20 protein-coding genes and 1 pseudogene are annotated in these 16,072 nt (G+C 48.2%); 19 read left to right on the top strand and 2 right to left on the bottom strand.

The genetic code is table 11. The annotated features are described in order from the left end of the window. Nucleotides 1–121: 121 nt before the first annotated feature. Nucleotides 122–442 (top strand): hypothetical protein, encoded by a 321-nt coding sequence (locus Q0369_RS03830; RefSeq protein ID WP_298096224.1) that lies wholly within the window; start codon nucleotides 122–124, stop codon nucleotides 440–442. A 250-nt stretch (nucleotides 443–692) separates the two neighbouring features. Here the strand turns inward: Q0369_RS03830 and miaA are convergent, their stop codons facing one another. Then, nucleotides 693–1,598 (bottom strand): tRNA (adenosine(37)-N6)-dimethylallyltransferase MiaA, encoded by a 906-nt coding sequence (gene miaA / locus Q0369_RS03825; protein ID WP_298096221.1) that lies wholly within the window; start codon nucleotides 1,596–1,598, stop codon nucleotides 693–695. 96 nt (nucleotides 1,599–1,694) lie between these two features. Here miaA and mqnP point away from each other — a divergent pair, with 96 nt between their 5' ends. The 18 genes and pseudogenes from mqnP to trxB all read left to right on the top strand — a co-directional run bounded on the left by mqnP (nucleotide 1,695) and on the right by trxB (nucleotide 15,103). After that, entirely contained in the window at nucleotides 1,695–2,564 is an 870-nt protein-coding gene (mqnP, locus tag Q0369_RS03820; RefSeq protein WP_298096216.1) for a menaquinone biosynthesis prenyltransferase MqnP, read from the top strand. A 9-nt stretch (nucleotides 2,565–2,573) separates the two neighbouring features. Beyond that, entirely contained in the window at nucleotides 2,574–2,933 is a 360-nt protein-coding gene (locus Q0369_RS03815; protein WP_005869739.1) for a hypothetical protein, read from the top strand. 80 nt (nucleotides 2,934–3,013) lie between these two features. Then, on the top strand, nucleotides 3,014–3,979 hold the full coding sequence (gene moaA / locus Q0369_RS03810) for a GTP 3',8-cyclase MoaA (RefSeq protein ID WP_298096213.1): 966 nt from the start codon (nucleotides 3,014–3,016) through the stop codon (nucleotides 3,977–3,979). Further along, nucleotides 3,976–4,218: pseudogene (locus tag Q0369_RS03805) on the top strand (7-carboxy-7-deazaguanine synthase QueE); the annotation flags it as partial. The gene moaA and the pseudogene Q0369_RS03805, both read left to right, overlap by 4 nt. Nucleotides 4,219–4,251: 33 nt before the next feature. Then, nucleotides 4,252–4,941, top strand: coding sequence for a 4Fe-4S cluster-binding domain-containing protein (locus Q0369_RS03800; RefSeq protein ID WP_298096229.1), 690 nt, complete (start codon nucleotides 4,252–4,254; stop codon nucleotides 4,939–4,941). Beyond that, nucleotides 4,938–5,519 carry a 6-carboxytetrahydropterin synthase gene (locus Q0369_RS03795; protein ID WP_298096210.1) on the top strand — a complete coding sequence of 194 codons (582 nt, stop codon included), beginning with the start codon at nucleotides 4,938–4,940 and terminating at the stop codon, nucleotides 5,517–5,519. The genes Q0369_RS03800 and Q0369_RS03795 overlap by 4 nt, the downstream gene beginning before the upstream one ends. After that, on the top strand, nucleotides 5,519–5,740 hold the full coding sequence (locus Q0369_RS03790; RefSeq protein ID WP_298024227.1) for a hypothetical protein: 222 nt from the start codon (nucleotides 5,519–5,521) through the stop codon (nucleotides 5,738–5,740). Before Q0369_RS03795 ends, Q0369_RS03790 begins: the two co-directional genes overlap by 1 nt. 377 nt (nucleotides 5,741–6,117) lie before the next feature. Further along, nucleotides 6,118–6,600, top strand: a complete 483-nt coding sequence (locus Q0369_RS03785; RefSeq protein ID WP_298096207.1) for a hypothetical protein — start codon at nucleotides 6,118–6,120, stop codon at nucleotides 6,598–6,600. Beyond that, nucleotides 6,600–7,256, top strand: a complete 657-nt coding sequence (locus Q0369_RS03780; protein ID WP_298096227.1) for a 16S rRNA (uracil(1498)-N(3))-methyltransferase — start codon at nucleotides 6,600–6,602, stop codon at nucleotides 7,254–7,256. The genes Q0369_RS03785 and Q0369_RS03780 overlap by 1 nt, the downstream gene beginning before the upstream one ends. Before the next feature lie 327 nt (nucleotides 7,257–7,583). Continuing rightward, nucleotides 7,584–7,784, top strand: a complete 201-nt coding sequence (rpmE, locus tag Q0369_RS03775) for a 50S ribosomal protein L31 (protein WP_177387662.1) — start codon at nucleotides 7,584–7,586, stop codon at nucleotides 7,782–7,784. Then, a complete protein-coding gene (gene rsmI / locus Q0369_RS03770; protein WP_298096204.1) occupies nucleotides 7,785–8,600 on the top strand; it encodes a 16S rRNA (cytidine(1402)-2'-O)-methyltransferase in 816 nt (271 codons plus the stop codon). 35 nt (nucleotides 8,601–8,635) lie between these two features. Beyond that, entirely contained in the window at nucleotides 8,636–9,337 is a 702-nt protein-coding gene (gene rlmB, locus Q0369_RS03765; protein ID WP_298096201.1) for a 23S rRNA (guanosine(2251)-2'-O)-methyltransferase RlmB, read from the top strand. Then, on the top strand, nucleotides 9,309–10,328 hold the full coding sequence (locus Q0369_RS03760; RefSeq protein WP_298096198.1) for a hypothetical protein: 1,020 nt from the start codon (nucleotides 9,309–9,311) through the stop codon (nucleotides 10,326–10,328). Before rlmB ends, Q0369_RS03760 begins: the two co-directional genes overlap by 29 nt. Before the next feature lie 521 nt (nucleotides 10,329–10,849). Beyond that, nucleotides 10,850–12,055, top strand: coding sequence for an LL-diaminopimelate aminotransferase (locus tag Q0369_RS03755; protein WP_298096195.1), 1,206 nt, complete (start codon nucleotides 10,850–10,852; stop codon nucleotides 12,053–12,055). Further along, complete coding sequence (locus tag Q0369_RS03750; RefSeq protein WP_298096192.1) at nucleotides 12,055–13,323, top strand: homoserine dehydrogenase; 1,269 nt, start codon at nucleotides 12,055–12,057, stop codon at nucleotides 13,321–13,323. The genes Q0369_RS03755 and Q0369_RS03750 overlap by 1 nt, the downstream gene beginning before the upstream one ends. A gap of 1 nt (nucleotide 13,324) precedes the next feature. After that, nucleotides 13,325–13,663: a YraN family protein gene (locus tag Q0369_RS03745; RefSeq protein WP_298096189.1), complete on the top strand. Its 339-nt coding sequence runs from the start codon at nucleotides 13,325–13,327 to the stop codon at nucleotides 13,661–13,663. Nucleotides 13,664–13,733: 70 nt separating this feature from the next. Next, nucleotides 13,734–14,048: a thioredoxin gene (gene trxA, locus Q0369_RS03740; protein WP_295151069.1), complete on the top strand. Its 315-nt coding sequence runs from the start codon at nucleotides 13,734–13,736 to the stop codon at nucleotides 14,046–14,048. A gap of 110 nt (nucleotides 14,049–14,158) precedes the next feature. Then, on the top strand, nucleotides 14,159–15,103 hold the full coding sequence (gene trxB / locus Q0369_RS03735; RefSeq protein ID WP_298096187.1) for a thioredoxin-disulfide reductase: 945 nt from the start codon (nucleotides 14,159–14,161) through the stop codon (nucleotides 15,101–15,103). A gap of 220 nt (nucleotides 15,104–15,323) precedes the next feature. On the opposite strand, the gene Q0369_RS03730 is transcribed toward trxB, so the two are convergent. Beyond that, nucleotides 15,324–16,070: a hypothetical protein gene (locus Q0369_RS03730; RefSeq protein ID WP_298096182.1), complete on the bottom strand. Its 747-nt coding sequence runs from the start codon at nucleotides 16,068–16,070 to the stop codon at nucleotides 15,324–15,326. Nucleotides 16,071–16,072 lie beyond the last annotated feature (2 nt).

The following is a 16,072-nucleotide window of genomic DNA, read 5'->3' as shown; positions in this document are numbered from 1 at the left end:
TTGATGTGCGCGATTTGAGTGAGTTTTTAAAGGAGCGAAAATGCAGAGCAAAAAAAAAGCTTCTAAGTTACTGGGGCGCACACAAGCAGCTGTTTTATGACGCCATAAAGAGCGCTAAATTTTGCCCTTTTATTCGCTTACGGTGCGCAGCTACGGCATATTCGTTTGCACGGACGAGGAGTTTACGCCGCCTTCGGGCTACGAAGTAGCTTTCAAGCGCGATAGGCTGTATTTCGCTCCGCAAAGCGGCTCCGCGGTCCTAGCGAGCTTCGATACTTTGCAGTACAGCTTTAAAAAACGGCGAGTTAGCCATGAGTGTCAAAGCGGCGCTGCGGGCAAGATACAAAAATTTAATTCCACGCTCAAGCTAAATTTACAAAGCGGCATTTATGAGCTTTGCGCCCTGGGGTTAAAAAACAGCTCGCAGCACTTCGAGAAATAGGGCTACGCCTTTATTTTCAAGCGTAACGCAGGCGCGGAAAATCAAAATTTTGATAGGCTTGATAACGATAAATTTAGCTTTGATATTTGCGAAGGCGGTTAAATTTGACCGAAATTCCGTGTCGCGCAAGGTCTCGGCGCGACCCACAAATTTCAAAGACGCGATCCGGCACGGTAAAATTTAAATCTAAATTTTACTCCCTTGCTCCACTGCTTCCTAGCAAGCGTACAAATTTTGATAAATTTCGATTTCAAATCTCGCGGCGAAGAAATTTTAAAATTTCACGCTCCAGCTCTTGCAGCGGCGCTGAAATTTTATCCGCGAACTGCGAGCGGTTGAAAGTGCGTTGGCGCTTTGCGAGTTGTATCGTGTGTAGGCTCACGAGCTGCTCGCACTGCGCCCGCGAGATCTGCCCGCGCAAAAGCTGCCCGCACTCCTTTAGCCCGATGCAACCTAGCGCCCTGCACTCCGCGCCGTAGCGGGCGAATAAAAACTCCGCCTCCTCCAAAAGTCCGCGCTCAAACATCGCCTTTGTGCGTGCTTCGATGCGTCCTGCAAGCCACTGCTTGGGCGCGTCGATCTCAAAAATTTCAATATCCAAAATGACGGGCGAGGCGGTGTTTTCGCGCAGAAATTTACTCGGCGCCTCGCCGCAAAATTTATAGATGCTTAGCCATTTTTTTAACCGAAAGCTGTCCGCCGCGCTAAGCTTTGCGGCAAATTCCGGATCGATCTGCTGCGCTAGAGCGTAAATTTCATCGTTTGAAATTTCACTTTTAAAATCGGGAACCTTCGGCGCCAGCCCGCTTAGCATCGCTTTTAGATAAAATCCGCTGCCGCCGGTGATTATCAAAGGCGCGCCGCTACGCTCTGCAAAAGCCCGCGCGGCCGCGTACTCTTTGATAAACTCGCCGACACTAAAGTATTCGTTTGGATAGATTAAATTTACGCCGAAGTGCCTGATCTCGCGCAGCTCCTCCTCGCCTGGCTTAGCGCTTGCGATGTCGATCTGCCGATAAATGCAGAGCGAATCGAGGCTCAAAATCACGGCGCCGATTTCGCGCGCGATACTTAGCGCAAGATCGCTTTTGCCGCTTGCTGTGGTGCCGATGATCGCGATCTGCGGGCTTGCGTGTGAGTTTTGATTTTGGCTCAAGGCGTTTCCTTTCGTAAATTTTTCGTTCAAATTATATCAAATTTAGAGCTATTCTTACTTTTTTTTGATACAATGGTGCCCAAAACAAGGGGCGAAATGGCTAAATTTAAAGAAATTTTATCCGATATCAACGAATTAATAGTTTTTAAACACTCGGTTTTTGCGCTGCCGTTTATCTTTACGGCGATGATCACCGCTAGCAAGCTGCAAAACGGCTCGGTATGGTTCGGCTGGAAGCTGCTTTTTTTGGGAATTTTGTGCGCGGTGAGCGCCAGAAGCTTCGCAATGGCGCTAAATCGCTACTTGGACGAGGACATCGACCGCGCCAATCCGCGTTGTGCTTCGCGCCCCAGTGTGGACGGACGGATCGGACGCGGAAATTTGCTGCTTTTCATAATCGCAAACGCGGTAGTTTTCATAGCGGTTTCGGCGCTTATAAATCCTTTGGCGCTTAAGCTTTCGGTGCCGATTTTAGCGGCATTGGGCGTGTATTCATATTTTAAGCGCTTTAGCGAGACTGCGCATTTAATGCTAGGCTTTTGCCTGGGGCTTGCGCCGATTGCGGGGGCGATCGCCGTTAGTGGCGGAATTCCGCTATGGTCGGTGCTGCTATGCCTCGGGGTAGTATTTTGGGTAGGCGGCTTTGACGTGCTGTATTCTCTTCAAGATATGGAATTTGACCGCAGCAACGGGCTTTACAGCATCCCTGCGCTTTACGGCAAGGAAGCGTCGATGTTTATCTCCAAAATTTTTCACGCCGTGGCGGTACTTTTTTGGCTGCTGTTTTGCGCGGCGGCAAATTTAGGCTTTTTTGCCTATCTTGGTGTGGCTGCGTGCGCGGCGATCCTGTACTTCGAGCATAGGATCGTGCAGAAAGATTTTAGCAAGATTGATCGCGCGTTTTTCACGCTCAATGGCTACTTGGGCATCGCCTTTTTTGCTTTTGTTTTTGTAAATTTATTTTAAGGAACCCCTATGGATCTTAACACTATCATCATTTTAGGACTTTGCGTCGTTATATTTTTGATGTTTTTCGTCATATATTTTAAGGATAAGCAAGCGGATAAAAAATTCGAGCGATTCGATCAAGTGTTGACCGATGCTATGCAGGAAAATTATCTTCTTAAAAAGAAGGTCGAGGAGCTAAAAGAGATGATCGATTCGGGCGGCAAAGTCGCTCCTAATATCGATATAAACGCGATTGCAGACGTGATCGACGAGACGATAGAGCAGAGACTAGATGTAGTGCCTACGATGATCGACGAGCGGGTAGAAAAGCAGATCAGACCGCTACTAGATCAGCTTAAAGAGCTCATCGGCTCGGTAAGAAAATAGCCTGAGCAATATAAAAATAAAATTTTGCAAAATCGCTTTGTTTTTTATATAATCGCCGCAAATTGATATTAAGGCAAAATATGCTAATTGATAAATTTGGACGAACGATCGATTATTTGCGCATTTCGGTTACGCAGCGGTGTAATTTCAGATGTAGATATTGCATGCCTGCTACGCCGTTTAACTGGGTGCCGCGAGAGAATATTTTAAGCTTTGAGGAGATGTTTTTATTCGTCAAGGTTGCGATCGACGGCGGCGTAAAAAAGATCCGCATAACCGGCGGCGAACCGCTAGTGCGAAAGGGGATCGAAGATTTTATAAAGATGATCGCGGATTACGCTCCGGGCATCGATCTTGCGCTTACCACCAACGGGTATTATCTCAAAAACTACGCGCGCGCCTTGAAAGACGCGGGGCTAAAGCGCATCAATATGTCGCTTGACTCGCTGCGTCCGGAGCGAGCTAAATTTATAGCTCAGCGCGGCGTGCTTTATAACGTCCTGGAGGGCCTTGACGCCGCGCTTGAAGCGGGGCTAAAGGTCAAGCTAAATACCGTCGCGCTAAAAGGGATCAACGACGACGAGCTTATTTATTTGCTGGAATTTGCCCGCGAAAAGGATTGTCAGATCCGCTTTATAGAATTTATGGAAAACACCCATGCCGGCGATCTTACAGGCTTAAAATCGAGTGAAATTTTAGATATTTTAAGGCGTAAATTTATCTTTACCGCTCTGCCGAAATTGCAGAGCTCGCCCGCGTCGCTTTACGCGCTTGGGGACGGCTACACCTTCGGTATCATCGATCCGCACAAGCACGATTTTTGCGAGAGCTGCAACCGTATCAGACTAAGTGCCGAGGGGCTTTTGATCCCGTGCCTTTACTTCGAGGACGCGCTAAGTATCAAAAAGGCGGTTAAAGAGGGCGACATCGCCGCAGCCGCCGAAATTTTGGCTAAAATTTTAGCGAATAAGCCCGAAAAAAATCGCTGGCAAACGGACGCTTCGAATGAAATTTCAAGCCGCGCATTTTACGAGACGGGCGGATGAGGCTCGTAGAGAGCTTTTTGAGCATCCAGGGCGAGGGCAAATACGCAGGCAGGCTCGCGCTTTTCTTTCGCTTTGCGGGCTGCAATCTGCGCTGTGTGGGCTTCGGCGGCGAGCGCGTTTCGCCAAAGACTGGCGAGATCTTGCGCGGTTGCGATACGATCCGCGCGGTTTTTACGAGCCACTTTGAGCATGAAGAAATTCTAAATTTAGCCCAGCTTTTGAATAAAATTCCAAATTTATCAGGTTCGTCCTGTTCCCTACCTGCACGCTCTATGCCGGGCTTTTGCGCCGCCGAGCCTTTTTCTGAAAGCGATACTTTAAATTCCGCCGCCGCGCAAACGCCTCCCCGCCCAAACGATAGCGCAGAGAATTCTTTAAATTTAACGAGCGAAAATTCTTTAAATTTCGCCGCACAAAATTCCTCAAATTTAAAGCCGCAAAGCTCAGACTCACCGCAGAGCGCTAAGCTTTACCAAAAGCCGATCATCGTTATCACCGGCGGCGAGCCGCTACTGCACCATAAAGAGGCGCTATTTTACGAGTTCGTCTGCGAGCTGCTTACGCGCGGACACGCGGTGCACTTCGAAACCAACGGTACGATTTTTGTGGATTTTGAAAAATTCCCCGCCTACAAAAGCTGCGTCTTTGCGGTCTCACCTAAGCTTTCAAGCTCCGCCGAGCCGTGCGAACGCAGGTTAAACTTCGCCGCGCTACGAAATTTAAAGCAAAACGCAAAAGATAGTTTTTACAAGTTCGTCATCTCGCCCGAGTTTGACGCGCAGCCCGAGATCAGCGAAATTTTAGCGGCGTGCGAGAGCGAGGTTTATTGCATGCCGCGCGGCGCAGATCGTCGCGAGCTAGAAAGCGGCGCGCAATTTTGCGTGGATTTTTGCCTAAAAAACGGCTATAATTACTCCGATCGCCTGCACATTAGAATTTGGGGCGAGAAGGACGGGGTATGATAATCAGGAAATTATACGAATTCGAAAACGCTCACATCGTGCGCCTGTGCGGCTCAAAGCGGTGCCGCACGAGCATCCACGGTCACTCCTACAGATGCGAAATTTTGCTTAGCTCAAATTTTTTAGATGAAGCGGGTATGGTTTATGACTTCGGCTACATGAAGCTCGGTATCCGCGAGCTTATCGATAGTTTCGATCACGCTACGACGATCTACGCGCACGATGATGCTGGCTACATCGCGGATCTTAAAAAACACAGCGCGCGTTGGGTACAGATACCGCTAAATCCGAGCGCGGAGCAGTTTTGTAGAATTTTTTTCGTCCTTGTGGACCGACTTTTGAGCCTGACTCAGATGCAAAACGGCGAGCGCGAAGTAAAGCTTCACAGCGTCATCGTGCACGAAACGGCCACCGGCTACGCACAGTGCTTCCGCGAGGATGCCTACAACGCGCAGATGGGCGAGATCGCGCTGGATGAGATAGAATTCTCGCCCGCCGTGCGCGAGGAGTGGAGGCAACCTGAGCTTTGGCACAAACTGCTGCGCGGCGAAAAAATCATCTATCCAAAGGACTGCTGATGAGAAATTTCTTTAAATTTGGCGCGGGGTTTGTGCGCGTTTTTGCCGCGTGCGCGATCTTTGTCTGCGCGCTTGCTTTGGGCGGTTGCGACGATGAGAAAAAGGACACCTTGCAAAAGCCGCCGGTGGATAGCGAGGTGCCGAAGGACGTCCCTATCGCGCCTAGCGAGCCTAAAGTCGATATAAACGCCGATATGCCGCCGCTTCCGGTGACCGAATAAGGCGGAGCGTTGAAAAATCCGCGTCTAAATTTGAAAATTTTTAAAATTTGCGTTGTTTGTATGCGGCGCGCAAGCGCGATTTTGGTGTCATTTTTGCCAGTGCGATCTACGCAGAGAAATTTTAAATTTTATAAAGCTCTATCCGCAAAATTTCATTCTTGGCGCGAGAGATACGGCGCAAAACCGGAGTTGAGAGAGCGCGCGGTAAATTTTGGCGCAATAAATATCCGCGACCGCTTTGAAAGGTTTTTAAAATTTCAAAGGCGCGGAACAGGTCTGTCTTATCTCGCGTCGAAAAAATTTGCGTTGAAATTCGGTCGTTTCGGCTCTAGCCGCGCAAAATTTTATCCTGCAAATTTAACCCTCCGGCGGAAGTAATGGATTATCTGTATCAAAGCGCCCTAGGTTTTCATAAGTTTTTCGCGCTAGCTGCGGCGATTTTAACGATAATTTATCTGATCTTTACCCAGCTTAAGATCGATGCGGCGGCGGAATTTTGCCCTCGCAGCGAGGCTTTAAATTCCGCCGCCTCCGCGCCGCAAGCTGAAAATTTAAAGCAAAAGAGCAGATCTGGGCTTAGATTTCTTAGGCGCATCAGGCTGTTTTTGCCGATATATTATGCGACTCTCGCGGCGCTGATAATTAGCGGAAGCGTGATGTTACCGGTGCTGCGCTTTGATCTGAGCTTTAAAATTTACTTTATGACGGTCGGATCGCTAGCGATGATCATACTTAGCGCGGTATCGTACAAACGGCTGAAAATAGCGTATCTAAGTCAAAACTTTGCGCCGTATCAGCGCAAAATGCGGGTGATTTTGGGGCTAAACTTAGCGATAATTTTGATAGCGAGTGTTATTTGATGGTATATTTTTACGATAAGTTTGCAGGCAAACAGAGCCTAGTTTTGCAGAATGATCAGTTTTTACACCTAAAGGCTAGGCGAGCAAGGGCGGGCGAGCGCATAGACGTGCGAAATCTAAAGGACGGGGCGAGTTATCTATATGAGATCGCCGAAATTTCGCGCAAAGGTGCGGCTCTGAATTTAGTTTTTAAAAGCTCTGTTTTTACGCCGAGCCACGATTTTTGCGTCGCTTGGGCGGTCGTCGAGAGCGCCGTGATCGAAAAGAGCCTGCCTGCGCTAAATGAGATGGGCGTCGGGCGGCTTGTTTTGGTATATGCCGATCTGTCGCAGAAAAACGTGCGGCTCGATCTGCAGAGGATGGAGCGGATTTTGATCAACTCGTCGCAGCAGTGCGGGCGAAATTCCATCATGCAGATCGAGGTTTTGAGCAGCTCGGACGAGCTTGCGCAAAGATATAAAAACGTAAGCCTGATCGATTTTGGCGGCAAGAACATCGACATTTTCGGCGGCGAGGAGATTGCGTTCGTAGGCCCCGAGGGCGGATTTTCGCCGCGCGAAAGGGAGAAATTTAAAAACGCCTATGCGCTTAATAGCCCCTATATTTTGCGCTCAAACACCGCGCTGATCGCAACTTGCGCGAAGCTGATCTTTTAAACGCTCGGCAAATTTTAAAATTCAAAAAGATCGTGCGCTTTAAATTTTGGAATTTAAAATTTTGCTTGCGCGACCTGTTATGTTTATCGGCGGCTTGATGCGCGGCGCATATTGCTGCGGCGTATCTTCGCGCGCTGTATTTTGCACGCTGCGGTGAAATAAAATTTTACTCGCAAGCGGGCTAAATTTTAAAATTTCGCGTCCAAAAAGCTTGCTCGAAAGAAAATCCGCGCTTTGCCGAGAGTTTTTTAAAACCCTTTAAATTTGCTTTTTAGATAAAAAAGTTGTATAATCGCTGCCTTTTAAAATCATCAAAAAGGATCAAAAATGAAAAAAGATATCCATCCGAACTTTGTCGAAACGACCGTTACCTGCGCTTGCGGCAACACTTTTAAAACGCGCTCGAACAAGCCTGAGATCCGCGTCGATATCTGCTCCAACTGCCATCCGTTTTTCACTGGCAGCGAGAAGATCGTAGATAGCGCGGGTCGCGTCGAGAAATTTAAGCAAAAATACGGAATGAAATAGTTGCTATATCTCATTCCTACGCCGATAGGAAATCTAAGCGATATCTCGAGCCGCGCGCTTGAGGTATTGCAAAGCTGCGAAATCCTAATCTGCGAGGATACGAGGGTTTCAAAAAAACTTCTAAACTTATTATCCGATAAATTTCAAATTTCATTTAAAATTTCACAGTTTTGCTCCCTACACACGCACAACGAAGCGGAGTTTTTCGCGAGTTTTGATGTGGCGCTTCTGCGCGAAAAAGCTTGCGCATACGTAAGCGATGCGGGCATGCCTTGCATCAGCGATCCGGGAATTGCGCTCGTAAAATTTGCGCAACGAAGCGGCGTAGCTTACGAGGTGCTTAGCGGCGCAAACGCTCTGCTGCTTGCAGCCGCCGCAAGCGGACTGGTGGAGAAAGAATTTAGCTTTTTAGGTTTTTTGAATAATGACGGCACGCAGCGCAAAGCTCAGATCCTAAATTTAATGCAAAGCCCCTATCCATGCGTACTATATGAATCTCCAAAGCGCGTGATAAAGCTAATAGAGCAGATCACGGGGATCGATGCGCAGCGCAAAATTTTTGCGATCAAGGAAGCCACGAAAAAATTTGAAACCAAATTTTTCGGTAGCGCCGCGGAGCTCTTGCTGGAGCTGAAAAGCGCAAATTTAAACGGCGAATGGTGCGTCGTGATTGACGGCGCAGGCGAGAAAAGCTTTGAAAAAATCACGCAAGAAGATATTCTTTCGCTTGAGATCGCGCCGAAAATAAAAGCAAAACTACTCTCAAAAATCAGCGGCGAACCCGCCAAAGAAATATATAAAAATTTGATACGCTAAGTCATATTTTAACCGTTTTTCGCTAAAATCCCAAAATGATTATTTACGGTAAGCAGCTGTTTTTGCACCTTTTAAACCGGCATCCGCAGAAATTTATCCGCATCATCCTTGCTAAGGAGTGCGAGAAAGAAATTTTTAAAAAGATCGCCGCGACCGGCGTAAAAATCGAGCGCGCCGATGCGAAAAAAGCTCAAGCCCTCGCTCGCGGCGGCAACCATCAAGGCTTCTTGGCCGAGGTGGAGGAGTTTAGCTTCGGCGATCTTGCTAGCGTCAAAGACGATAAATTCGTGCCGATCCTTTATGGGCTTACCGATGTCGGAAACATCGGCGCGATAATGCGCAGCGCCTATGCTTTGGGTGCGGACAGCGTGATCGTCGTCGCAAATAATCTAAATATGGCGGGCGTAGTGCGCGCAAGCTCGGGCGCGGCGTATGAGCTAAACGTTGTTAAGGTCGCAGACGGGCTTAGCGTGTTAAACGAGCTTAAACAAAGCGGCTTTGAAATTTACGCCGCGAGTGCGGACGGGACGAGCTTTAATGAGTTAAAACTCGGCGCGAAAAACGCACTCGTAATGGGGAACGAAGAAGAGGGGATACCTGCTAGGGCGCTTAAAAAATGCGACCGCACGGTATCGATAAAGATGCGCGAAGGCTGGGATTCGCTTAACGTAAGCGCGGCATTTGCGATACTATGCGATGGAATTTTAAATGGAAGAAATAGAAGAGAAGTTAAATAATACGGACGAGCAGGCGGAACAAACCGAGAAGCCGGAGCAAACGCAGCAGCCAAAAAGCAGCGATCTGGATAAATTAAAATCTATGGATCTGATCGAGATAGCGCGCACAACGCGCATCGACGCGCAAAATTTAGAATACATCATCAACAAAGACTTCGAAAAACTTGCAAATTTTAACGTTAGGGGCTACATTAAAATTTTAGAGCGTGAGTTCGGGCTGGATCTGTCGGACTGGATAAGCGAGTTTGAGGTCGCAAAGGAGGGCTTTGCGCCCGTTAAAAAGGCCAAAGTCGAGCAGGTTTATGGTCAAAGGGTCAGCCCTAATAAAAGCGGCAGCGGTTGGCTTTTGTGGCTGCTTGCAATGGTATTAATCATAGGCGCAATCTTTTATTTTGGACTTTATAAAAGCTTCGGCGAATTTTTGGGCTCGCTTTTATGGGAGCAAAACAAAACCACCTACTCGGACGCTCCGATCGTAAATAATACTCAAAAAAAGCTTGAAAATATCGGTATTGACGTCGTTTCGCACAACGCTACAGATGAAAAATTCGCACTAAAGTCAGATGCCAATGTAGCTGCTGTTACGGATGAAAATTTAAGCTCGCTAAACGCGCTGGACCGCTCTATAAGAATCGAGCGCGCGAGTGCCAAAACGGAGGAAAATTCCACCGACGAAAACGCCACGCAAAGCGCACCTGCGCCCAGCAAAGATATCGTGCTTAATCCACGCGGCAAAATGTGGATCGGTATCATCGATCTAAAAAGTGGCAAGAAGCGCGAGATGGTCATCAATGCCCCTTACGTCGTCGCTTCGCAAGGAGATGAGGAGCTGCTAATCTCTACCGGTCACGGGATGTTTGAGCTCGGCAAAGCCGATGGCAACGTAACTTTCAGCGAAAGAAACACTCAAAAATTCCACGTTAAAGATGGCAATATCACTAAAATTTCAGCCGATGAGTTTCTGCGCTTAAACAAGGGCAAGAAGTGGTAAAATCCTCGCTCTCGCGTGGCTCTTCGCTCTTAGGGCTTTTGCCGCCGTTGAGAGTAAAATTTCGGCTTGCTACGGCGCTCGGTTTAAATTTAAATTCGCGAGTGTAAATTTAAAAGGTTTAAACTGCGCCGCCTTAGATAGAATTTTAAGCGGCGCAGGTAAAATTTAACGGTGCGGATAAAATTTTAAGTGGTGCGGGCGCTTGCGATAGCGCGCTAAATTTAAGAGGCGCCGTCCATGGTGCCCTGCAAAACGGAGGTCTCGGTCGTTTCGATCGGATGTAAATTTAAATGTCGCGCAAAGGGTCGCGACGCGATAAATTTAAACGATCAACGCCTCCGCCCCCCGCGGTTTTAAAATTTTAGCGAGGCAAGGATTTAAACCGCCCAAGTGTTGCAAAAGCGCCGCCGCATCGACGCTAAGGCTTGAAATTTTGCCTCCGTGCGGTACGAGCAGATCGCGCGTTAAGGCGCTAAATTTTAAATAAAGCTTGAAAATTACTTTAAGATAAGAGGTTTGAGATGTTTGACGAAATTCGTTTTTCAAAAATCGAGCGTTTGCCCAATTACGTTTTTGCCGAGGTCAATGCCATAAAAATGGCGGCGCGCAGAGCCGGCGAGGACATAATCGATTTTTCGATGGGTAATCCCGACGGCAGGACGCCGCAGCATATAATCGACAAGCTTTGCGAAAGCGCGCAAAAGGACAAAACGCACGGCTACTCCGTAAGCCAGGGTATTTACAAGCTGCGACTTGCGTGCGCGAATTGGTATAAGCGCAAATACGGCGTGATCTTGGATCCGGATAGCGAGATCGTCGCGGTGATGGGCTCCAAAGAGGGCTTCGTGCATCTAACAAGCGCGATCGTAAATCCGGGCGATGTCGCGGTAGTGCCCGATCCTGCGTATCCGATCCACACTCAAGCCTTCATTATCGCGGGCGGCAACGTCGTTAAAATCCCGCTTGCCTATGATGAGAATTTAAATTTTAATGAGAATAAATTTTTCATCGATCTGCAAAAAACCTTCGATGAGAGCATTCCGCGCCCAAAATACGTCGTCGTAAATTTCCCGCACAACCCCACCACCGTCGTCGTACAAAAAAGCTTCTACGAGCGGCTCGTGGCGATGGCGCGGCAGGAGCGGTTTTATATCATCAGCGACATCGCTTACGCAGAGATCGCTTTCGATGATTATAAAACGCCGTCGATCTTTGAGGCCCAGGGCGCGAAGGACGTCGCAGTCGAGGCGTACACGCTTTCTAAAACCTACAATATGGCGGGCTGGCGCGTGGGTTTTGTTAGCGGCAACAAAAAGCTCGTCGCCGCGCTTAAAAAGATCAAATCGTGGTTTGATTACGGCATGTTTACGCCGATCCAAGTAGCCGCCACGATCGCGCTGGACGGGCCGCAAGAGTGCGTAGAGCAGATCCGCGCGAGCTATGAGAAGCGTAGGAATTTTTTGATTGACGCTTTTGCGGATGCGGGCTGGCAGATCGCAAAACCTAGCGCGTCGATGTTTGCGTGGGCGAAATTGCCGCCCGCGGCGGCTCATCTAAGGAGTATGGAGTTTTCCAAACAGCTTCTTACCAAGGCGCGCGTAGCCGTAAGTCCAGGCGTGGGTTTTGGCGCGGCGGGAGACGATTACGTGCGGATCGCTTTTATCGAAAACGAAAACAGGACCCGCCAGGCTGCTAGAAATATAAAAAAATATTTGAAAGAGATCTGATGAAGGTAGCGATTTTAGGCGTCGGCACCGTAGGTAGCGAAGTTGCAAATATTTTGATCAAAAATAAAGATATCATCCTTGCGCGCGCGGGCGTTAGCATAGAGCCCGTAATCGGGCTCGTGCGCGATACGAGCAAAAAAAGGGGCGTGCAAATTCCGCTTAGCAGCGACGTGCAAAGTATCATCGAGCGCGACGACATCGACGTTTTTGTAGAGCTTATGGGTGGGGTAGAAAAGCCCTACGAGATCGTAAGTGAAATTTTAAAGCGTAAAAAGGCGGTCGTTACCGCAAATAAGGCGCTTTTGGCTTATCATCGCTACAAGCTTCAGGCCTTAGCGGGCGATACGCCTTTTGGCTTTGAAGCGAGCGTAGCTGGTGGAATTCCGATCATCAAAACCCTACGCGAAGGGCTGAGCGCCAATCGTATCGAAAAGATAATCGGCATCGTAAACGGCACGAGCAACTTCATCCTTACGAATATGATGCAAAAAAATGAGAAATTTGAGGACGCGCTAAAGCGAGCTCAAGAGCTCGGATACGCCGAAGCCGATCCTAGCTTTGACATCGGCGGGTTCGACGCGGCGCATAAGCTTTTGATCTTAGCTAGCATCGCATACAGCGTGCACGGAGATCCTGAAGATATCCTAATCGAGGGAATCGAGGAGATTACGCAGGAGGATATCTATTTCGCGCGCGAATTTGACTTCATAATCAAGCTACTTGCGGTGGCTAAGCGCGCGTGCGACAACAAAGTCGAGCTGCGCGTCCATCCCGCGCTCATTTCAAAAGATCAGATGCTCTCAAAAGTAGACGGCGTGATGAACGGCGTGAGCATCTACGGAGACTGCGTCGGCGAGAGTATGTATTACGGCCCCGGCGCGGGCGGTAGCGCTACGGCAAGTGCTGTTATAAGCGATCTCATCGACATTGCGCGCGATAACAAAAACCCGATGCTGGGATATAAAATTTTGCCGAGCGAAAATTTTATGCAAATTCTGCCTAGCGAACAGATCCGCACGAAGTATTATTTCAGGCTGCGCGTGCGCGATGAGAAGGGCGTGCTTGCGAAGCTTACGAACATTATGAGTTTAAACGATCTTTCGATCGACAGCTTTTTGCAAAAGCCTAAGCTCAAAACGGATGAGGAAGTGACGCTGTTTTTCACGACGCATACGTGCTGCGAGAAGGACATAAAGCGCGCTATAAGCGTGATTAGCGGCGAAAATTTCATCACGCAAAAGCCTTTTATGATCAGGATCGAAAGCTAAGTTGAGCTTAAAAGAATACATTTTCGGCTTTGCCTGCGAGGACCGTGCGGCAGAATTTTTGCGCGGCGAAGGGTTTGAAATTTTAAAGCGAAATTTCCGCTGCCGCTTCGGCGAGATCGACATAATCGCGCGTAAGGGCGGAATTTTGCACTTCGTAGAAGTAAAAGCTACAAGCGGCGATTACGACGCCGCAGAGCGCGTGACGGACGCCAAAATGGCTAAAATTTTAAAGGCGGCGGAATTTTATCTGATGAGCTGCGATACGGACGAGCCGTGGCAGATCGACGTCGTGGGAGTTTATCCAAAGCAGATAAAATTTATCGCCAACATATCTTTTTAAATTAGAATTTTTATTATTTATTTAAGATAGTTAACTATAATCCGCAGAATTTTAACACAAGGAGAACATTATGGGAAAGTATATAGAGCTTACTTCGGAGAATTTCGACGTTACTAAAGAGGGTGTCGCGCTAGTCGATTTTTGGGCACCTTGGTGCGGGCCGTGCCGTATGATCGCCCCGATCATCGAGGAGCTTGCGAACGACTACGAGGGCAAGGCTAAAATTTGCAAAGTAAATACCGACGAAGCGCAGGATCTTGCGGTGCAGTTCGGCGTCCGCTCGATCCCTACGATTCTATTTTTCAAAGACGGCGAGCTAAAAGCTCAACTCATCGGCGCGCAATCCAAGCAGATCATAGCCGATAAGCTAAACTCGCTTCTGTAAATTTTAAAAGGGCGGCTTTCGCCCTTTCTTCTCCCACTCATCGTTTTATTAATTAAATTCGTAAATTTAACGCCCGCGACTTTACTTAATAAAATAATTAAGGAGAAAAAATGTTAGATTTAGCAATTATCGGCGGCGGTCCTGCGGGGTTAGCGGCGGGGCTTTATGCTACAAGAGGCGGTTTAAAGGACGTCGTGATGTTTGAGATGGGGATGCCCGGCGGACAGATCACTTCAAGCTCCGAGATGGAAAACTATCCGGGCGTCGCCGCGGTAACCGACGGGATGAGCTTTATGGCGCCTTGGCAGGAGCAGTGCTTCCGCTTTGGCTTAAAGCATGAGATGGTGCGCGTACTGCGCGTCTCAAAAGACGACGACGGAAATTTTACGATCTATCTCGAGGGCGATCAAACACGACGCGCGCGTGCCGTTATCGTCGCTACGGGCTCTACTCCGCGCCGCGCGGGGATCGAGGGCGAGGATGAGTTTTTCGGTCGCGGCGTCAGTACCTGCGCGACCTGCGACGGTTTTTTTTACAAGGGCAAAGAGGTTGCCGTCCTCGGCGGCGGCGATACGGCGCTAGAGGAGGCGCTGTATCTGGCTAAAATTTGCTCTAAAGTCTATCTGATCCACCGCCGAGACGAGTTTCGCGCCGCGCCTTCGACAGTGCAAAAGGTGCGCGAAAGTGAGAATATCGAGCTCATCACAAACGCGCTCGTAGAGCAGATCAAGGGCGATGCAAGCGGCGTAACGGGCGTCGTAGTCAAGGATAAAATTAGCGGCGCCACGCGCGAGCTGCAGCTACCGGGGATCTTCGTATTCGTGGGGCTTGACGTGCGAAACGAGGTGCTAAAAGACGAAAGCGGCAAGTTCATCTGCGACATCACGCCGGGCGGGCAGGTCGCGGTAAATTTAAAGATGCAAACAAGCGTTAACGGGCTATTCGCGGCGGGCGATATGAGGCAGGATGCGCCTAAACAGGTCGTTTGCGCGGCAGGCGACGGCGCGGTTGCCGCACTTAGCGCGATTGCGTATCTGCAAGGACACGATAAATAAGCCTGTATTCGGCGTAAAATTTCACGGCGCGGCGGGCGAAACTGCTTCCGTCGCGCTTTTTAAATTTAAAAGCCCGCGTCAAATTTGAATGAAATAATGAAATTTTGACGCAAGGCGGCTCAAATTTAAAATTTCGTCAAATTGAGCCGCAAAATAATGCTATCGTCTTTTGCGGAAACGCTTCCGAGCCGAAACGTCTTTTAAAAATTCAGATAAAATTTTATTGTCTTTCGTAGAAAGTCGCAAGGGCGTCTTCCGCCGTTTTTCTATTATTAAATGCCGATCTTATCTTAATAACATCATCAATTATATCTTTAGTCACTATAAATTTATCCGATAAACTTACGCTCTTATCGGCATTCACGATAAAATTTAATTCGATCTCAGCCTGTGGCGGCAGCTCTGCTGCCCTTCCAAGCTGTAGCCTTATTTGGCTAGGCGTTAGCTGCGAATAATAAGCGACGTCTTCTAATGAATCAATAATATTACTCATATAAATCGCAGAAGTTTTTGGTTCACCATCCTTTAGTATTTCATCTTTTAATTTATCGTCGCAATCAACCGGCTTTTTTTGAAATGAGTAATCTATTTTGCCTCTGTCTTTGAGCTCCTCTTGAAATTTCGTCTCATTTATTTTGCAATGTTCGTTTGCCAATTTAAGTAAACGCTGTTGTTTATCATCAGATTTATCTTTATAGAAAAGCACGGCACCTCTTAAAGACGTGTTTAGCGTAGCTTCTTTATATTTTTTGTTAAAGGCATCTACATCGACCTTTACTTTCTCCATATCCACGTCGCATACCATCCTAACCGTCTTTAATCCGCCGTTTTCCTCTTTGCTCCAGGCGATATTTTTGCAGATTTTCGAGCCCTCGATCGCCGCGCCGATACTCATTGACTTAAAATCGGGTAGAGTGTAGTTTTTCACGAGCCCTACCTCATCCTCGCCGCATCCTACTAAAATCAATG

The sequence above is a fragment of the uncultured Campylobacter sp. genome (assembly GCF_938030685.1).
Lineage (GTDB): Bacteria > Campylobacterota > Campylobacteria > Campylobacterales > Campylobacteraceae > Campylobacter_B.
The sequence above is the reverse complement of the archived record's forward strand: the minus strand, read 5'-3'. Positions and strand labels throughout refer to the sequence as shown.